The organism is Bacillus sp. cl95 (genome assembly GCF_900115925.1).
In the GTDB taxonomy this organism is placed as follows: Bacteria; Bacillota; Bacilli; order Bacillales; family Cytobacillaceae; genus Neobacillus_A.
In genome coordinates this window covers 147,378-166,083 of record NZ_FOYF01000005.1, presented here as the reverse complement: position 1 = coordinate 166,083, position 18,706 = coordinate 147,378, and the positions used below count along the sequence as shown (strand labels likewise).

General features: G+C 42.3%; 13 protein-coding genes. 11 read left to right on the top strand and 2 right to left on the bottom strand.

Annotated features, from left to right (window positions below):
- The first annotated feature begins 31 nt into the window (after positions 1-31).
- From BMZ31_RS14765 to BMZ31_RS14750, 4 genes are all read left to right on the top strand, one after another.
- A complete protein-coding gene (locus BMZ31_RS14765; protein ID WP_139205959.1) occupies positions 32-478 on the top strand; it encodes a YwiB family protein in 447 nt (148 codons plus the stop codon).
- Positions 475-2,142, top strand: coding sequence for an arginine--tRNA ligase (argS, locus tag BMZ31_RS14760; protein ID WP_090832694.1), 1,668 nt, complete (start codon positions 475-477; stop codon positions 2,140-2,142). The genes BMZ31_RS14765 and argS overlap by 4 nt, the downstream gene beginning before the upstream one ends.
- 183 nt (positions 2,143-2,325) lie before the next feature.
- Positions 2,326-4,509 (top strand): PAS domain-containing protein, encoded by a 2,184-nt coding sequence (locus tag BMZ31_RS14755; protein WP_090832693.1) that lies wholly within the window; start codon positions 2,326-2,328, stop codon positions 4,507-4,509.
- A gap of 142 nt (positions 4,510-4,651) precedes the next feature.
- A complete protein-coding gene (locus BMZ31_RS14750; protein ID WP_090832692.1) occupies positions 4,652-4,831 on the top strand; it encodes an H-type small acid-soluble spore protein in 180 nt (59 codons plus the stop codon).
- 32 nt (positions 4,832-4,863) lie between these two features.
- Here the strand turns inward: BMZ31_RS14750 and uvsE are convergent, their stop codons facing one another.
- On the bottom strand, positions 4,864-5,820 hold the full coding sequence (gene uvsE / locus BMZ31_RS14745) for a UV DNA damage repair endonuclease UvsE (RefSeq protein WP_090832691.1): 957 nt from the start codon (positions 5,818-5,820) through the stop codon (positions 4,864-4,866).
- A 274-nt stretch (positions 5,821-6,094) separates the two neighbouring features.
- A complete protein-coding gene (gene cls / locus BMZ31_RS14740; protein ID WP_090832690.1) occupies positions 6,095-7,297 on the bottom strand; it encodes a cardiolipin synthase in 1,203 nt (400 codons plus the stop codon).
- Positions 7,298-7,512: 215 nt separating this feature from the next.
- Here cls and BMZ31_RS14735 point away from each other — a divergent pair, with 215 nt between their 5' ends.
- The 7 genes from BMZ31_RS14735 to icmF all read left to right on the top strand — a co-directional run bounded on the left by BMZ31_RS14735 (position 7,513) and on the right by icmF (position 18,688).
- On the top strand, positions 7,513-9,624 hold the full coding sequence (locus BMZ31_RS14735; protein ID WP_090832689.1) for a 4Fe-4S dicluster domain-containing protein: 2,112 nt from the start codon (positions 7,513-7,515) through the stop codon (positions 9,622-9,624).
- A gap of 483 nt (positions 9,625-10,107) precedes the next feature.
- The gene (locus BMZ31_RS14730; protein WP_090832688.1) at positions 10,108-11,295 is read left to right on the top strand and encodes an acetyl-CoA C-acetyltransferase; all 1,188 of its coding nucleotides are present in this window, start codon (positions 10,108-10,110) and stop codon (positions 11,293-11,295) included.
- A gap of 37 nt (positions 11,296-11,332) precedes the next feature.
- The gene (locus tag BMZ31_RS14725; protein ID WP_090832687.1) at positions 11,333-12,181 is read left to right on the top strand and encodes a 3-hydroxybutyryl-CoA dehydrogenase; all 849 of its coding nucleotides are present in this window, start codon (positions 11,333-11,335) and stop codon (positions 12,179-12,181) included.
- 17 nt (positions 12,182-12,198) lie between these two features.
- Positions 12,199-13,329: an acyl-CoA dehydrogenase gene (locus BMZ31_RS14720; RefSeq protein WP_090832686.1), complete on the top strand. Its 1,131-nt coding sequence runs from the start codon at positions 12,199-12,201 to the stop codon at positions 13,327-13,329.
- A gap of 236 nt (positions 13,330-13,565) precedes the next feature.
- A complete protein-coding gene (locus BMZ31_RS14715; protein WP_090832685.1) occupies positions 13,566-14,705 on the top strand; it encodes an acyl-CoA dehydrogenase in 1,140 nt (379 codons plus the stop codon).
- A 34-nt stretch (positions 14,706-14,739) separates the two neighbouring features.
- The gene (locus tag BMZ31_RS14710; protein ID WP_090832684.1) at positions 14,740-15,360 is read left to right on the top strand and encodes a TetR/AcrR family transcriptional regulator; all 621 of its coding nucleotides are present in this window, start codon (positions 14,740-14,742) and stop codon (positions 15,358-15,360) included.
- A 61-nt stretch (positions 15,361-15,421) separates the two neighbouring features.
- Positions 15,422-18,688, top strand: a complete 3,267-nt coding sequence (gene icmF / locus BMZ31_RS14705; RefSeq protein WP_090832860.1) for a fused isobutyryl-CoA mutase/GTPase IcmF — start codon at positions 15,422-15,424, stop codon at positions 18,686-18,688.
- The last annotated feature ends 18 nt before the right edge of the window (positions 18,689-18,706 follow it).

The following is an 18,706-nucleotide window of genomic DNA, read 5'->3' as shown; positions in this document are numbered from 1 at the left end:
GGCATCAAATTTATATAAAGGAGTGTTGGCGTTGTCCGGATCTCCAACAGATACGATTTCAGTAAAAATTCATGTGAAAACAGCCATACATCATGAAGGCAATGAGGAAGTTTACGAACTGACCACAATGGGCCGTTATGATAAACGTGATGAAGCATTATTTTTGCGCTATGAAGAAATTGCAGAAGAAGGCACAATCAAGACGATTGTGAAAATTTCTAAAGGTGAAGCGCTTATATTAAGAAGCGGTGCGGTTAAAATGAGAATGCCTTTCCGAATCGGAGAAGCATGCATTGGAAGCTACGAAACGCCATATGGTACACTATCAACATTGGCATTGGCAAATAAGATTGATCATATGGACATGACGGACACCAATCGCGGTGGGCATGTCGAAATCAAATATGATTTGAGCATACAGGGCGAGACAGCAGGTACATATCATTTGCAGTTAACCTTTAAGGAGGAAGCGAAATGAACATAGTTGAACAAGTTCAAAGCAAGTTGAAACAAGAAATAAAAGAAGCTGTTTTAAAAGCGAATTTGGCGACTGAAGATCAAATTCCATCCGTTATTCTTGAAATCCCGAAAGATAAAACACACGGTGATTATTCAACGAATATGGCGATGCAACTTGCACGTGTAGCGAAAAAGGCTCCAAGAATGATTGCAGAGGCTTTGATTGAAAACTTCGATAGCTCAAAGGCATCGATCGAGAAGATGGAGATCGCAGGACCTGGCTTCATCAATTTTTATATGGATAATAGCTATCTGACTGACCTAATTCCAACGATTTTGGAAGCAGGAGACAAGTACGGCGAAACAACGGTTGGAAACAATCAAAAAATTCAAGTCGAGTTCGTATCGGCGAATCCGACGGGTGACCTTCACTTAGGACATGCTCGCGGTGCGGCTGTTGGTGATTCCTTATGTAATGTGCTTGCAAAAGCAGGCTATGACGTATCACGCGAATACTATATCAATGACGCTGGTAATCAAATCAATAATCTTGCTCTATCTGTTGAAGCACGTTATTTCCAAGCGCTTGGTCAAGATAAGGAAATGCCTCAAGACGGTTATCATGGAGAAGACATCATTGGAATTGGTAAAGCTCTTGCCGAAGAATATGGTGACAAGTTTGTAGGAGTCGATGAAAAAGAACGCTTTGACTTTTTCCGTGAGTATGGTTTGAAATATGAAATGGCTAAGTTGAAAAAGGACTTGGAAGACTTCCGCGTTGGTTTTGACGTATGGTACTCTGAAACTTCACTATACAATAATGGCAAAATTGATGCGGCACTTGCGGCGTTAAAAGAAAATGGTCATATATATGAAGAAGAAGGCGCGACATGGTTCCGTTCAACGACATATGGTGACGATAAAGATCGCGTTCTTATTAAGAATGATGGTTCATACACTTATTTGACGCCAGATATTGCTTACCATAAGGATAAGCTTGAGCGCGGGTTTGAAAAGCTCATCAATATCTGGGGTGCCGATCACCACGGTTATATCCCAAGAATGAAGGCAGCTATCCAGGCAATGGGCTACGGAGATGCGCTTGAAGTAGAAATCATCCAGCTTGTTCACCTTTACAAAGATGGTGAGAAGATGAAGATGAGTAAGCGTACAGGTAAAGCAGTCACAATGCGTGACCTTGTAGAAGAAGTAGGATTGGATGCGGTTCGTTATTTCTTTGCGATGAGAAGCGCAGACACACACATGGACTTCGACTTGGATCTAGCCGTTTCCCAGTCCAATGAAAATCCTGTATTCTATGCACAATATGCACATGCACGTATCTGCAGCATTCTTCGTCAAGCAGAAGAACAAGGATTAGTGGCAGATATGAATGCTGATTTCAAACTCATTCAGGCAGAAAAAGAAATGGACGTCTTAAAGAGACTTGGGGAATTCCCTCAGGCAGTCGGTGAAGCGGCTCAAAAACGTATGCCGCACCGCATCACAAATTATATTTACGATTTGGCGTCTGATTTCCATAGCTTTTATAATGCTGAAAAAGTGTTGGATACGGACAACCTTGAACGTACGAAGGCACGTTTAGCATTAATCAAGACAGTTCAAATGACGCTTAAAAATGCAATGGCGCTGATCGGTGTATCCGCTCCTGAAAAAATGTAATAGTCATGGAAAGTCCCTTTGAAAAAAGGGGCTTTTTTATGTGCAAGGACTTTTACGCTTTTTACAAATTTCAGCGACAAAATATTTGGAATTTCTACTTTCTTAGAGGATTTTTCTTTTGCTAGTCGAATTTATAAAATAGAGAAAGAGATTAGAAAGATGCATATGGGATGAGGGATTGAATTGGAATCCACACTTGATTTGGGTCGTGTGTACACCAAGGTTCTTATGCAACTAGATGAAGCATTTTTTTTAGTTGAGAATGCTACAAATGGCACAAATCGGTTGATCGATGTAAATGAGAAAATGTGCCGCATTCTCGGATATAATAAACAGGATTTACTAGGCATTGGTTTGGAAAAAATTATTTGCTTAGAGGACCGAGACATATTAGATAAAAACGGTCGCCATGAATCGAAGGTTGGTTTTAGAACAAAGAATGGTCATATGTTTGAGGCAGATGTTGATTCTGTAGTGGTTCAAGAGGAAGAAATATGGTTTTCTTACCATACGATCAAGAGTGTTGTCGAACCGTTTGCACAAAGGCAAACGAAAGAATCAAGCCATACAGCCCAATCATTGCTAAAAAGCGAAAATCGTTTTCGGACGCTCGTTTCTTCCATGAATGATTTAGTTGTGACTTTGGATGAACAAGGGTGCATTTCAAATATTCTGGGGAAATGGTTTGATGACGATCATGAATTGGAAAAGAAGTATGTTGGCAAAAGAATAGAAGAGTGTTTTTCGGACGAAGATGGAATGGTTCACCGTCAGGCTTTTGAAGAAGCTTTGAAGGGAAACAAATCTATTTATGAATGGTCTCTTACTTCTGAAGGGCGGGTGACCTATTTCCAGGGATCAATGTCTTCGGTGATTCATGATCATACAACAGAGGTTGTGGCTGTCACAAGGGATATCACAGCTATGAAATTGAAAACGCTTGCTCTGCAAGAGTTATATGCACAAAATCAGGCCATCTTAACAGGTACAGCGGAAGGCATGATTGTCATTGATAAAGAAGGAATCATCACATACATCAATGAGAATGTCATGAAGCTGATGAAGAAGGAAAAGCCCATATTAGGCAAGACTCTTCTGGAACTGGTACAGATGTATCAAGATGATTTCCAAGTGTTGGCACGTTATGAAACAAAGGAAAAAATGATTCTAGAGGTACTCTATTCAAAAGATGAATGTGAATATCACCTTGAAATCGTCAAGCAATCGATCGCCATGGCTCAAGAATCCTTAGGTGATGTTCTTTCTGTTAGGGATATTACTTTTAAGAAAAAATCAAAGATGCGTGAAAAGAATATTTACGATGCTATTGCCAGTGGTATTACCGTGCAAACAAGGGAAGGTCAAATTCGGTTCGCCAATCGGACTGCCAGTGAAATACTTGGATATGAGATTGAGCAATTGAGACTGATGAATTCCTATGACGAAGCGTGGAAGACTATTGATGAAAATGGCAATCCGCTCTCAAGGGACAGGCATCCATCGATGGTTACCCTAAGCACAGGTAAAGAGGTAACTGGAGCTGTAATAGGTGTTTTTAATCAAGTTATGAATCAATACAGATGGCTTCTTGTGGATACCAGGATCATTTACGAGGAAGAAAATAACGCGAGTGAGATTGAATCGGTTATTACAACATTCTTCGATATTACCGAAAAGAAAGAATGGGATAAGAGGATGCATCAAGCTGAAAAATTAGCGGTCATTGGTCAATTGGCAGCCGCCATGGCGCATGAAATTAGGAATCCGCTGACGAGCATTGACGGCTTCTTGAAGTTGATGAAACCATCCTTGAATCAAAAAGAGCAAATGTATTTAGAAATCTTATTTGATGAAGTGGCGAAAATAGATCTTGTGACGAGTGAATTCCTATCTTTGTCAAAGCCGCAAGACGAAAAAAAGCGTCTTCTTCAGTATTATCAAGAAATCATAGAGCCAGTCATGAAAGCTATGCGCCCGTTAGCCACGATGAACAGTATCAAGTTGGATTTTAGTTCGGAAATGGCATGTGACCCGCTCGTGCTGGGGCATAAGAATCAAATGAAACAGCTTGTGATGAATTTGCTGAAAAATGCCATCGAGGCGATGCCTTCGGGTGGAAATATTAAGCTCGATTTGTCAGGAGACGAACAATTTGTGAAGCTCAAGATTATAGATGAAGGTATGGGCATTCCATCTGAAAGGCTCAAACATATTGGTGAACCCTTCTACTCTCTAAAGGAAAAAGGAACGGGATTGGGCATGATGATTTGCTACAAGATCTTGAGAGATCATGGTGGTGAAATGCATATTAAGAGCAAAATGTACGTCGGAACAACGGTAGAAGTACTGCTCCCAAAGCATTCTTGATGTCCATTGCCAGCGTTTAAAAATGGCAGGGCAAGAAACCGAACTCCTTAATTATTCATCCGAAATTATCTTTTTTTCAGGATAAAAGCCTTAAAATCACACACATTATATTTATCCGTAATGAAAAAGAGGAGGCACGAGGATGAACGTTGGGCGTGCAAAGGAAATAATGGATTCAGCTGATATGATTAATGTTACGTATGATGGAACACCTGTCATCATTCAAAATGTGGATGAACAATCGAAAATGGCTCGAATCTACACAAAAACCAATCCAGATGAAGAAAAAGATGTACCGGTATTGAATTTAATTGAAGAATAACAGAAGGAGGTTGTCCATGTGACGACCTCCTTTTATTTCCACTCAATCGTTGCACCGCTCGTTCTTTTCACCCCGCGAATAGAGCTAATGTCTTCCACAAGTTTTAAGCATGCCTGATCTTTTGCTTTCGCTTCAATCATGAAATCTACATCTTCGTTCACTTGCCTTAGAATATCAAGGAAGGGACGGATGAATTCCAAATCGACGAAATCAGCATGAGAACGGAACGCACTTGCTGTTTTAGGGGAGGATATGTGAATTTTAGGAGTCAGGTCAAGATGATCCCATGTACTGAAAATCGCAGGTAAAAGCTTGTCCAAGCTTTTTTCACAAAGATTGGCCATATGATGATGATAATCAAAAACAAAAGGAATCGTCTCTTTTTGACAAGCCGCCAGCGTTTCTTCGGCATTATAAGTTTTATCATCATTTTCAAGCGTCATTCGGTCTTTTACATGTCTTGGGAGTTTCGTAAGGTTCGGATGGAATCTTTCGAGAGTCGCAAGCTTATCACCATAGGCACCCCCGATATGAATATTAATGACTCCCTGTTTCTCAACGCCCATCGCTTCTAACATCCTGTAGTGGTATTCCATATCAACGACTGCGTTATTAGTCACATCCTCGCGAGGAGACGTGAACAAAGTGAATTGATTTGGGTGAAAACTGACCCGTAGCTTATGTTCTTTGACAAAACGTCCCATTGCCTGCCATTCGTTACGAAATGGCGTAACGAAGTCCCATTTCACCTCTGGGTGGGTAGCCAATGGGACGATGGAACTCGACATTCGATAAACTTCGATGCCATGGGCCACATTGAAATAGAGCATCCTCATGGTGTTCTCGATATTTTGTCTTGTAACGTCCAGTAATTTCGCCATGCGCGTTTCATGATCCATTTGCGCATAACGAGTAAAGGTCAGTGTTTTAGCTGGAGAAGCGTCCCACAAGCTTATGGCATGGGAAACATAGCCGAATCTAATTTTCATAGGAACAGCCTCCCTTTGATTAGAAATTGAGTAGCGTTTTTGTGTCTGAAATTTGACAGGCGCGAGTAGAATGCAAATTTACCTAAGTAAACTTGAGATTTACGCAAGTAAACCGTACAGTTACACGAGTATAAAGTCATTGTGTCAAACGCCGAGGAGGCTCACCGCACGCCCAAGACGAATTTGCCCATGAAAGAGCCGGCATTAGGGATTTTTCATAATTCGCCCCGCGGAAAGCGAGCATCCTGGAACGGAAATCAACAGGTAACAGCGCCTATAAATAAAGCAAAAACAGTCGGGAAAAAGCTTCTTTTATGGAGCGCAATAAATTAGGCTTATTGAGATGCTTTAATGTAAGTTTCTGTGAATCAAGAATGTCTTTGGCGATAATATCCTTAACCTTTTGGATGGTGTTGAAATCGTAAATAAAACAATTGATTTCGTGATTCAGAAAAAAGCTTCTTTTATCGAAATTAGCTGTTCCAATGTCGCATACGTAATCGTCAATAATCAGAACTTTTGCATGATAGAAGCCTTTCATATACTGATAAACCGTGGCGCCTTCCCTCAACAGTTTACGAAAATAAGGGAAAGAAGCTTCCCTTACTAGAATATGATCAGCTACTGCAGGCACAATAATTTGTATTTCAACGCCTCTATGCAAGGCTCGCATGAGTTCTGCCATGACTTTCTTGCTTGGAATAAAATAAGGACTGCCGATTGTGATGCTTTTCTCCGCTTTACTTATGAGACCTGAAAAAGTGGTTTCAAGTTCAAAACCTTCTGTGGGGAGGATTTGATGCCTAATTGAACCTTTCTCCAACGCTGGAAAAAAGGTCTTGAGATTAAATAAATCGACCTTTGCGCATTTTTGCCAGTCTGTGAGGAATTCATGCTGTATATCTTGAACGGCTTCACCTGTAATTTTTAAATGATAATCCCGCCAAGGTGTTAGTTTAGGATCTTGATCGATATACTCTTTGCCGACGTTATAACCGCCGAGAAAGCCTACTTTTCCATCAATGATGGTGATTTTTCGATGATTCCGTGTTTGAAAGGTATAAAAGACAAAAGGAAACTGTGGTTTGTGACAGAAAGCAAATTTGATCCCAGCAGCTTCAATCCTTTTGACGGTCTTCTTTTTCACAGACCAGCTTCCGAGCCAATCAAGAAGAAGACGAACTTCTACTCCCGCTTTTGCCTTTTCTTCAAGAATGGAAAGAAACTCTTCGCTGATGTCATCTTCCTTCACGATATAGAATAAAACATGAATGTGGTGCTTTGCATTTTTCAACTCTCCGAAGTATGAGGAAAATAAAGTTTTACCGTGCGTGAAAATGTCTATGTCACTCATCCGGATTGGATAATCCTTGCGTTTTAGAGCTGCACGATGCTTTTTTCTGCCAAGAGCAAAATCAAGCGGCAGCCATACGGCAATCATGAAAAGGATGATAGCTATAATCCAGCCTGCATTCATTGTAATCTGCTCCTCGCAATAATTTGTGTTAGGTTTTCCGTAAATTACACAAATAATTCTCTCCGCGTTTTCACAAATCTGTTGACTGAATGCTCATTCATAATATAATAGAAGTATAGTTTATTCAGAAAATTTAATTGTTTAGGAATTTTCTTCAAATGGTATGTATCCATGGAGAGAGAAACGGCAGAAGATTTTAAGGGAGGGGCATGTTGATGAACGGATTACTTTGGATTAACTTAATTGCGTTCTTATTTGTAACCGCTTACGCACTTAGCTTATTCGTTTATGTTGTAAAAACAAGAATCGAATTTATCAAGCTTGGTAAGAAATTCGAGTTTGATAACAACGTAAAAGAACGTTTAGGAAAAATCTGGGTCAATGTATTTGGCCAAAAGAAACTTTTAAAAGATAAGAAAAGTGGAATCATCCACGTCATGTTTTTCTATGGATTTATCCTCGTTCAATTTGGAGCGATTGATTTTATCATTAAAGGAATCAAGCCGGGAGCTCATCTTCCGTTAGGACCTTTGTATCCTGGATTTACTTTTTTCCAGGAAATCGTTACGTTGATGATATTAGTGGCTGTCCTTTGGGCTTTTCACCGTCGTTATGTTGAAAAGCTTGTCCGCTTAAAAAGAGGCTTTAAATCTGGGCTGGTATTATTATTTATCGGTGGTTTAATGCTTTCCGTTTTAATCGGAAATGGAATGGGCATGATTTGGCACGGTCATGAAGGTACTTGGAGCGAGCCGGTTGCTTCACTTGTCGCTGGAGCTTTTGGTTGGATAGGCGAAACGGGTGCAACGGTAGTCTTTTACATTTGCTGGTGGATTCATCTCTTGTTCCTTTTAGCATTCTTGGTATATGTACCACAATCCAAACACGCTCACTTAATTGCTGGACCAGCAAACGTTTATTTTGATCGCCTTGGCAAACCAGGTGTGTTGAAGAAAATCGATTTTGAAGATGAAACTCAAGAAACATTCGGTGTCGGAAAAATTGAAGACTTTAATCAGCTTCAGTTAATCGATTTATATGCATGTGTAGAATGTGGACGATGTACAAATATGTGTCCAGCTACCGGCACAGGTAAGATGCTTTCACCAATGGATTTAATCGTAAAATTGCGTGATCACTTAACGAATCATGGTGCTGCGGTTACTTCTAGACAGCCATGGGTGCCAACATTCGCTTTTTCAAACACGAAGGGCAACCAAATTGCTCTTGCTGCAGCAGGTAAAGGTGCAGAAGAAGCGGCGGCAGGGTTGGCTTATCACCCAAGTCTAATTGGGGATGTCATCACAGAAGAAGAAATCTGGGCTTGTACAACTTGCCGTAACTGTGAGGACCAATGTCCGGTCATGAACGAACACGTTGACAAAGTCATTGATTTGCGTCGCTATCTTGTTTTAACAGAAGGAAAAATGAATCCTGATGCAAAGCGCGCAATGCAAAATATCGAAAAACAAGGAAATCCTTGGGGGCTGAATCGCAAACAGCGTGAAGACTGGCGTGAAGCTCGCGAGGATGTTCATATCCCGACTGTAAAAGAACTAAGCAAAGCGGGCGAAGAGTTCGAATATCTCTTCTGGGTTGGTTCTATGGGTTCATACGATAACCGCAGCCAAAAGATCGCTCTTTCATTTGCGAAGCTGTTAAACGAAGCAGGTGTGAAGTTTGCGATTCTTGGTAACAAAGAAAAGAACTCTGGAGATACAGCGCGCCGTCTAGGAAATGAGTTTGTGTTCCAAGAGCTGGCAACAAAAAATATTGAGGAATTTGAGAAGAACGAAGTGAAGAAAATCGTCACAATCGATCCTCATGCATACAATATCTTTAAGAACGAGTATCCTGAATTTGGCTTTACAGCTGAAGTTTACCACCATACTGAATTGCTTGCGGATTTAGTGAAGCAAGGACGTCTTGTTCCGAAGTATGAAGTCAACGAAACGATTACTTTCCATGACTCTTGTTACTTAGGACGCTATAACGAAGTGTATGATCAGCCGCGTGACGTACTGCGTGCCATCCCAGGTGTTAAGCTGGTGGAAATGGAGCGTAAGCGCGAAACGGGTATGTGCTGTGGAGCAGGTGGCGGATTGATGTGGATGGAAGAAGAAACAGGTCACCGCATCAACGTAGCTCGTACAGAACAGGCATTAGAAGTAAATCCTTCTGTTATCAGTTCAGGTTGTCCGTACTGCTTAACCATGCTATCAGACGGCACGAAAGCGAAAGAAGTGGAAGAAACAGTATCCACATTGGACATTGCCGAGCTTCTTGAAAAATCAGTGTGCGGAAGCCAACAAGAATTAGTTTCATAAGAAAAGCGGAAGCGCCCTGTCGTTTTGTGAAAGCGAATCATTAACAAAGAAGTTGATTGGAGTGGAAGGTGCGAGACTCCTGCGGGAGCAGCGGGACAGGTGAGACCCCACAGGCAATTTGCCGAGGAGGCTCACCGCCCGCCCCGCGGAAAGCGAGCATCTGGAACGGAAATCAACCACTACCTCAATTCGTTAAATTGCAAAAAAGTTTTTCGAAAACAGCTTTACCCCATGAATAGTAGAAGTTGAGACGAACACAGATTTTGTATTTGTAAGAATTTGGTGTAAATAGTTTCAATTTCTACTATTTTTGCAGTATGATAGAAATATTAGATAAAGCGCTTTCATATGTATTTATGGCTAAGCTTCGAGCGAGCGTTCAGTCAATGGAAAGAGTATTCCTCATTTGATCTTGTGAAATGGCTGCAGTAGAACTTTAATTTTTGGACTATTTTAAATAAACGAATTAAAGGAGCGATTTTGATGGGCAGAACGGTTATTTTAAGCGGAGTAAGAACACCATTTGGAAAATTTGGCGGTAGCTTAAGTTCATTTTCGGCTTCTGAATTAGGTGGAATGGCTGTAAAGGAAGCACTGAATAGAGCGGACATCAAACCAGAAGAAGTAAACGAAGTAATTCTAGGCAGCGTTCTTCAAGGCGGACAGGGACAAATTCCTTCAAGGCAGGCGGCTAAACATGCTGGACTTCCATGGGAAGTGAAAACAGAAACGATTAATAAAGTATGTGCTTCAGGAATGAGAAGCGTAACGCTTGCCGATCAAATTATTCGCGCAGGTGATGAAGAGGTAATTGTCGCAGGTGGAATGGAATCTATGAGCAACGCGCCTTATTTACTTCCAAAGGCAAGATGGGGACTCCGGATGGGCGATTCATCTGTAAAGGACTTGATGGTTTATGACGGACTAACATGTACGTTTACAGGCGTTCACATGGGGACTTACGGTAATTCAACGGCGAAGGAAATGGAAATCTCACGTGAAGAACAGGACAGATGGGCAGCACGCAGCCATGAACGTGTAATCGCCGCAATTGAAGCGGGGAAACTTGCTGAAGAAATCGTTCCAGTATCGGTTCCACAACGCAAAGGAGATCCCATTGTAGTTGAACATGATGAATCACCAAGGAAAGATACTTCTTTTGAAAAACTGTCTAAATTAGGCGTTGTTTTTAACTCTGATGGCACGATAACAGCTGGAAATGCACCTGGAATCAATGATGGAGCGGCTGCACTTGTCCTTATGAGTGAAGAACGTGCGGAAAAAGAAGGACGCAAAGCGGAAGCTTATATCCTCGCTCACGAAGCAATTGCGGTGGAAGCAAAGGATTTTCCGAAAACTCCGGGTCTTGTCATCAATGCGCTTTTGAAAAAAGCAGGGAAAACGCTGGATGAAATCAACTTATTTGAAATCAACGAAGCGTTTGCGGCGGTTGCATTGGCAAGCGGTAAGATAGCGGGTCTTGATCCAGAGAAGGTAAATGTGAACGGCGGTGCGGTAGCAATCGGTCATCCAATCGGAGCAAGCGGAGCACGAATCATCATCACGCTGATGCACGAACTGAAACGTAGAGGCGGAGGGATTGGAATCGCGGCTATTTGCAGCGGTGGCGGCCAAGGCGATGCAATCATGATTGAAGTTCCTAAGGCTTAACGCCTTACGAAAAATGAATCCATTGGGGGGAAATGAAATGAAGATATCAAAGGTAATGGTAATTGGTGCGGGTCAAATGGGGTCGGGTATCGCTCAAGTTTGTGCACAAGCTGGCTATGAAGTGTTTTTAAACGATTTGAAGCCCGAGTTTGTAGAGCGTGGTCTTGGTGTCATTTCAAAAAATCTTTCACGACAAGTGGAAAAAGGCCGTATGTCAGATGAAGAGAAAAATGAAGTCTTAGGAAGGTTAACTACTTCTACTGAACTTGCAGACAGCAAGCATGTTGACCTTGTCATCGAAGCAGCGGTTGAAAATATGGAAATCAAAACAAAAATCTTTGCTCAACTTGATGAACTTGCACCAGAACACGCGATATTAGCGAGCAACACGTCTTCCTTGCCAATCACAGAAATCGCAGCTGCGACAAAGCGCCCCGAAAAAGTAATCGGCATGCATTTCATGAACCCTGTGCCGGTCATGAAACTCGTTGAAATTATTAGAGGCTTAGCGACAGCAGATGAAGTCTACCAAGCGATTGAAGATATGACCAACACGCTTAAAAAAGTTCCTGTCGAAGTGAACGACTTCCCAGGATTCGTTTCGAACCGTATCTTAATGCCTATGATCAATGAAGCTATTTATACGCTTTATGAAGGTGTGGCAACAAAAGAAGCGATTGATGAGGTAATGAAGCTCGGTATGAACCATCCAATGGGTCCGCTGACACTTGCTGATTTTATCGGTCTAGATACTTGCCTCTATATCATGGAAACCCTTCATGAAGGATTCGGTGATGATAAATATCGTCCATGTCCGCTTCTGCGCAAATATGTAAAAGCAGGATGGCTCGGTCGTAAAACAGGACGTGGCTTCTACGAATATTAAGGCCGGGAGGGAAAACGATGAATCTGAAATTTACTGAAGAACAAAATATGATGCGGAAAATGGTTCGCGATTTTGCCAATAGTGAAATCGCCCCATTTGTAGAAAAGATGGAAAAAGGTGAATTTCCGCGTGAAATTCTAAGGAAGATGGGGGAGTTAGGTTTGATGGGTATCCCCGTTCCTGAGAAATACGGCGGCGCCGAAATGGACTTCATTTCCTATATCACAGCCATTCATGAAATTTCTAAAGTAAGTGCAACGGTAGGGGTGATCCTTTCTGTTCATACATCGGTTGTAACGAACCCAATCCTTTACTTTGGAAACGAAGAGCAAAAGCAAAAATATGTGCCAAAGTTGGCATCAGGTGAATTCTTGGGCTCTTTCTGTTTAACAGAGCCGAGCGCTGGCTCGGATGCAGCAAGCCTCAAAACAAGAGCCGTCAAAGATGAAAATGGTTATGTCATCAATGGTTCTAAAGTGTTCATTACAAACGGTGGCGAAGCAGATGTTTATATTGTGTTCGCTTCAACTAATCCAGAAGCGGGTAGCAAGGGGATTTCCGCGTTTATTGTTGATAAAGACACTCCTGGCTTAGTCATTGGCAAGGATGAAAAGAAGATGGGCCTTCACGGTTCACGAACAGTGCAACTAACATTTGAAGATATGCGTGTGCCAGCTAACAATTTGCTTGGTGAAGAAGGTCACGGATTCAAGATTGCGATGGCGAATCTTGATAACGGGCGAATCGGAATTGCTGCACAATCGCTAGGGATTGCTGAAGCGGCTATGGAAGCAGCAATTGGTTATGCGAAGGAAAGACAACAATTTGGAAAGGCGATTGCCCTCCAGCAAGGTGTAGGTTTCAAACTAGCTGACATGGCGACAAATGTTGAGGCTGCGAAACTATTAATCTACCGTGCAGCAGATCTGAAAGATCAAGGAATCAAATGTGGGAAAGAAGCTTCGATGGCTAAATTGTTTGCTTCCAGAACAGCAGTGGAAGTAACGACCGAAGCGATCCAAGTATTTGGCGGTTACGGCTACACAGAAGATTATCCGGTTGAAAGATACTTCCGTGATGCGAAAGTGACGGAAATCTACGAAGGAACAAGTGAAATCCAACGAATGGTAATCAGTAAGCAGTTATAGAAACAATCACATGTCAAACTTGCAAATATCTAGGCTCTTTTCGTAAACTTTGTTGTTTTCACAAGCAAAAGTAAAAATCGGCTTCTGGATTTTTACGATTTTTTATGAATTCTTGGTTCAGGAACTTCTCGAAAAGAGCACCGAAGCCATAAAGAATGCGGGATGAGAGTATCATCCGAAAAGCAACAATGAAAGCGAAAATAGCCAATATCTAAGAAGAAAATGAGGGATACGAAATGAATTTTCGATTGACTGAAGAACATGAAATGATCAGAAAAATGGTTCGTGATTTTGCTAAGAACGAAGTGGCTCCAACCGCTGCGGAACGCGATGAGGAAGAACGTTTCGATCGTGAAATTTTTGACAAGATGGCAGAACTTGGCTTAACGGGTATTCCTTGGCCAGAAGAGTACGGCGGCATTGGCAGTGATTATCTTGCTTATTGTATCGCTGTTGAAGAACTTTCAAGAGTATGTGCTTCAACAGGTGTTACTTTATCAGCCCACACTTCATTGGCTGGGTGGCCAATCTACAAGTTCGGTTCAGAAGAACAAAAGCAAAAGTATTTGAAGCCGATGGCACTTGGCGAAAAAATCGGCGGTTACGGCTTAACTGAGCCTGGCAGCGGTTCGGACGCAGGTGGCATGAGAACGACAGCAAGACTTGAAGGCGATCACTACGTACTGAACGGATCAAAGATTTTCATCACAAACGGCGGGATTGCTGATATCTATGTGGTATTTGCTTTGACAGATCCGACAAACAAACATAAAGGTACAACGGCGTTCATCGTGGAAAGTGACTTCCCAGGATTCTCTGTTGGTAAAAAAGAGAAGAAGCTCGGTATTCGTTCATCACCGACAACTGAAATCATTTTCGAAGATTGCAAGGTTCCTGTTGAAAACGTGTTAGGTGAAGTTGGCGAAGGGTTCAAGGTTGCCATGATGACACTTGACGGCGGACGTAATGGTATCGCTGCGCAAGCGGTTGGAATTGCCCAAGGAGCACTCGATGCATCTGTAGAGTATGCAAAAGAACGTCATCAATTCGGCAAACCGATAGCTGCTCAACAAGGAATCGGCTTTAAATTGGCTGATATGGCAACGAGCATTGAAGCGGCAAGATTATTAACTTATCAAGCTGCATGGCTTGAGTCAGAAGGCTTGCCGTATGGTAAGGAATCTGCAATGTCTAAACTATTTGCTGGTGATGCAGCGATGAAAGTGACGACAGAAGCCGTTCAAATCTTTGGTGGCTATGGTTATACAAAGGATTACCCAGTTGAAAGATATATGCGCGACGCAAAAATCACTCAAATTTATGAGGGAACGCAGGAAATTCAACGACTTGTTATTTCCAGAATGGTAACGAAGTAGAAAAAAGCGGTCCCGGCAAAAGGGGTAAGAAACGATGTCAAAGAAACGGGAAGTGCAGGCCTCTGTCAAGGATGAACGTCTTGTCATCAAAAGGCGTAACCAAATGATTAAGGGAGCCGTCACTCTTTTTAAGGAAAAAGGATTTCATCGGACGACGACAAGGGAAATTGCAAAGGCGGCAGGCTTTAGCATCGGTACACTGTACGAATATATTCGGACAAAGGAAGATGTCCTTTATCTCGTTTGTGACAGCATCTACGACCAGGTACGAGACCGCATGCAAATGGATTTGGATACAACCCAGGGGACGCTGAAAAGTCTTGAACTAGCTGTAGCTTACTATTTCCGTGTCATGGATGAAATGCAGGACGAAGTGCTCGTCATGTATCAGGAAGCAAAGTCGCTATCAAAGGACGCGCTTCCGTACGTGTTAAGGAAGGAAATAGAAATGGTCGCGATGTTCGAAGAAGTTCTGCACAAATGTGTGGAAAACGGCGAACTTCAACTTACGGATCAACAAGTGAAATTGATTGCCCACAATATTTTCGTCCAAGGACAAATGTGGGGTTTCCGACGCTGGGCACTGCAGAAAATTTACACGCTCGATGAATATATCCAAGAACAGACAAAGCTTCTGCTCCGGGGGATACAATAGCGTTTAACGGTTTTTTATGAATAAGGGGTTCGTGTCACAAAAAGGAAAAGGCGGGGAGAACATGCATACAACTGAGGTTTATAAGCCGAAAAATCCAGTTCGTTTTGTTACGGCTTCAAGTTTGTTTGATGGTCATGATGCTTCAATAAACATTATGAGAAGAATCCTGCAGGCGAGCGGTGCTGAGGTCATCCACCTTGGTCATAATCGCTCTGTAGAAGAAGTAGTGAATGCTGCCCTTCAAGAAGACGCACAGGGGATTGCCATTTCTTCTTATCAAGGCGGCCATGTTGAGTACTTCAAATACATGCGTGACTTATTAGTTGAAAAAGGCGCTTCACACATCCGTATTTACGGCGGAGGCGGCGGTGTTATCATCCCGCGTGAAATTAAGGAACTCCACGATTACGGCATCGCAAGAATTTTTTCTCCGGAAGATGGCCGTACGGTTGGCTTACAAGGAATGATTAACCGCATGATCGAGGAATGCGATTTCCCAACTGTCACTTCGGATGCGGCTGAGCAGGTTGAAAAGCTGCACGAAGGCGATATCAATGCGGTTGCAAAGCTGATTACCTTGGCTGAAAACCAAGTAGAAACGACGATGGAGACAGCAGCGGCTGTTGAATCGGTCATGGAAAAAGTAAAAGCACTTTCGCAAAATGTTCCGGTTATTGGGATTACAGGAACAGGTGGAGCCGGGAAAAGTTCTTTGACGGACGAATTGATTCGCCGCTTCTTAAACGAAATTCCTGAGAAAAAGGTCGCCATCTTATCGGTAGACCCAACAAAACAAAAGACTGGCGGTGCGCTTTTAGGTGACCGTATTCGCATGAACGCTATTTTTTCACCGCGCGTTTACATGAGAAGTCTTGCTACTCGTATGTCAAAAAGCGAACTATCTCTTGCGATTAAAGATGCCATTTCAGTAGTAAAGGCAGCAGGATTTGATCTTGTTATCGTTGAAACAAGTGGAATTGGTCAAGGCGACGCAGGTATCACGGATATTTGTGATGTGTCACTTTACGTCATGACGAGCGAATTCGGTGCGCCTTCACAGCTTGAAAAAATCGATATGATCGACTATGCGGACTTAATCGTCATCAATAAATTTGAAAGAAAAGGTTCGGAAGACGCACAGCGCCAAGTACAAAAACAATATCAGCGCAGCCATATGCTTTTTGAAAAAGATCCTTCTGAAATGCCAGTCTATGGTACGATTGCGAGTCAATTCAATGATCCGGGAACAAATGCCTTGTTTGCGACATTGATTGAAGTTGTAAATGCAAAAACAGGCACGGATTGGGTTACATCATTAAGCAAAACCGCAGTGGTAGAAAAACAAAATGTCATCATTCCAAACGATCGACGTTATTACTTGCGTGAGATTTCTGAGACCGTTCGCGGGTATCATAAAACGGCAGAGCTGCAAGTTGACCTTGCGCGCAAGTTGTTCCAGCTTGAAGGCGCAATCGGACTTGTGAAAGAAAAAGAAGCGAAAAGTGAAGTTCTCGCTTCATTGGAAGCATTAAAAACTGAAACAGCAGCCAAACTGACGGCAGAATCGAAGAAAATCCTTGATGGTTGGGAAACAACGAAGTCTACTTATGAAGCAAACGAGTTCGTTACAAGAATTCGTGACAAGGAAATCGTCACAATCCTTAAGACAATTAGTTTGTCAGGACTTGCAATTCCGAAGGTTTCATTGCCTAAATACAAGGATTATGGCGAGATTTTACGTTGGGTATATCGTGAGAATGTACCGGGTGCCTTCCCTTATACAGCGGGCGTATTCCCATTCAAGCGCGAAGGGGAAGATCCAAAACGTCAGTTTGCAGGTGAAGGAACGCCAGAAAGAACGAATCGTCGCTTCCACTATTTATCAAAGGATGATTCAGCGAAGCGTTTAAGTACAGCGTTTGATTCTGTAACACTTTACGGGGAAGATCCAGACTACAGACCGGACATTTACGGTAAAGTCGGCGAGAGTGGCGTAAGCGTTTGTACACTCGATGACATGAAGAAGCTGTATGCAGGCTTTGACCTATGCCATCCATCTACATCCGTATCGATGACGATCAATGGTCCGGCACCGATTATTTTAGCCATGTTCATGAATACAGCAATTGAACAGCAAATAGAAAAGAAAGAAGCAGAATTAGGACGCGTTTTAACGTTGGAAGAGTTTACGGAAGTAAAAGCATATACGTTAAAAACAGTCCGAGGTACGGTGCAGGCTGACATTCTAAAAGAAGATCAGGGTCAAAACACTTGCATCTTCTCAACTGAATTTGCGCTTCGTATGATGGGCGACATTCAGCAATATTTTATCGATAAGCAAGTTCGCAATTATTACTCCGTGTCCATTTCTGGATACCATATTGCGGAAGCGGGTGCGAATCCAATTTCACAATTGGCATTTACTTTAGCGAATGGATTTACGTATGTGGAGTATTATTTGAGCAGAGGTATGAATATCGATGATTTTGCACCGAACCTGTCGTTCTTCTTCTCTAATGGATTAGATCCAGAGTACACAGTAATTGGCCGCGTTGCTCGCCGCATTTGGGCAACGGTTATGCGCGATAAATTCAAGGCGAACGAGCGCAGTCAAAAGCTGAAGTACCACATTCAAACATCGGGCCGTTCGTTACATGCACAGGAAATCGATTTCAATGATATCCGTACTACTTTACAAGCCCTAATGGCGCTTCATGATAACTGTAATTCGCTTCATACGAATGCATATGATGAAGCAATCACGACTCCAACGGAAGAATCAGTGCGTCGTGCCATGGCGATTCAAATGATCATTACGAAAGAACACGGATTGACGAAAAATGAAAATCCACTGCAAGGCTCTTTCATCGTGGAAGAACTGACGGATCTTGTAGAGGAAGCAGTGCTGCAGGAATTCGAACGTTTGAATGATCGCGGTGGCGTTCTTGGAGCGATGGAAACGCAATATCAGCGTGGAAAGATTCAAGATGAGTCCATGCATTATGAAATGAAGAAGCATTCCGGTGAACTTCCGATCATTGGGGTAAATACGTATTTGAATCCGAATCCTCCATCTGAAGAGGACGTCGATAATATGGAATTGGCCCGTGCAACAACAGAAGAAAAGGAAATGCAAATCAATAACTTAAGATCGTTCCAATCTCAACACAAGGATGTTTCTGAGGAAGCTCTTAAACGTTTGAAACATACTGCTGTGAGTGGCGGCAATATTTTTGCTGAATTGATGGAAACCGTCAAAGTAGCAAGCCTCGGTCAAATTACGAAGGCGCTATATGAAGTAGGCGGCCAATACCGCAGAAATATGTAAAAAATAGAAACAAGGGCT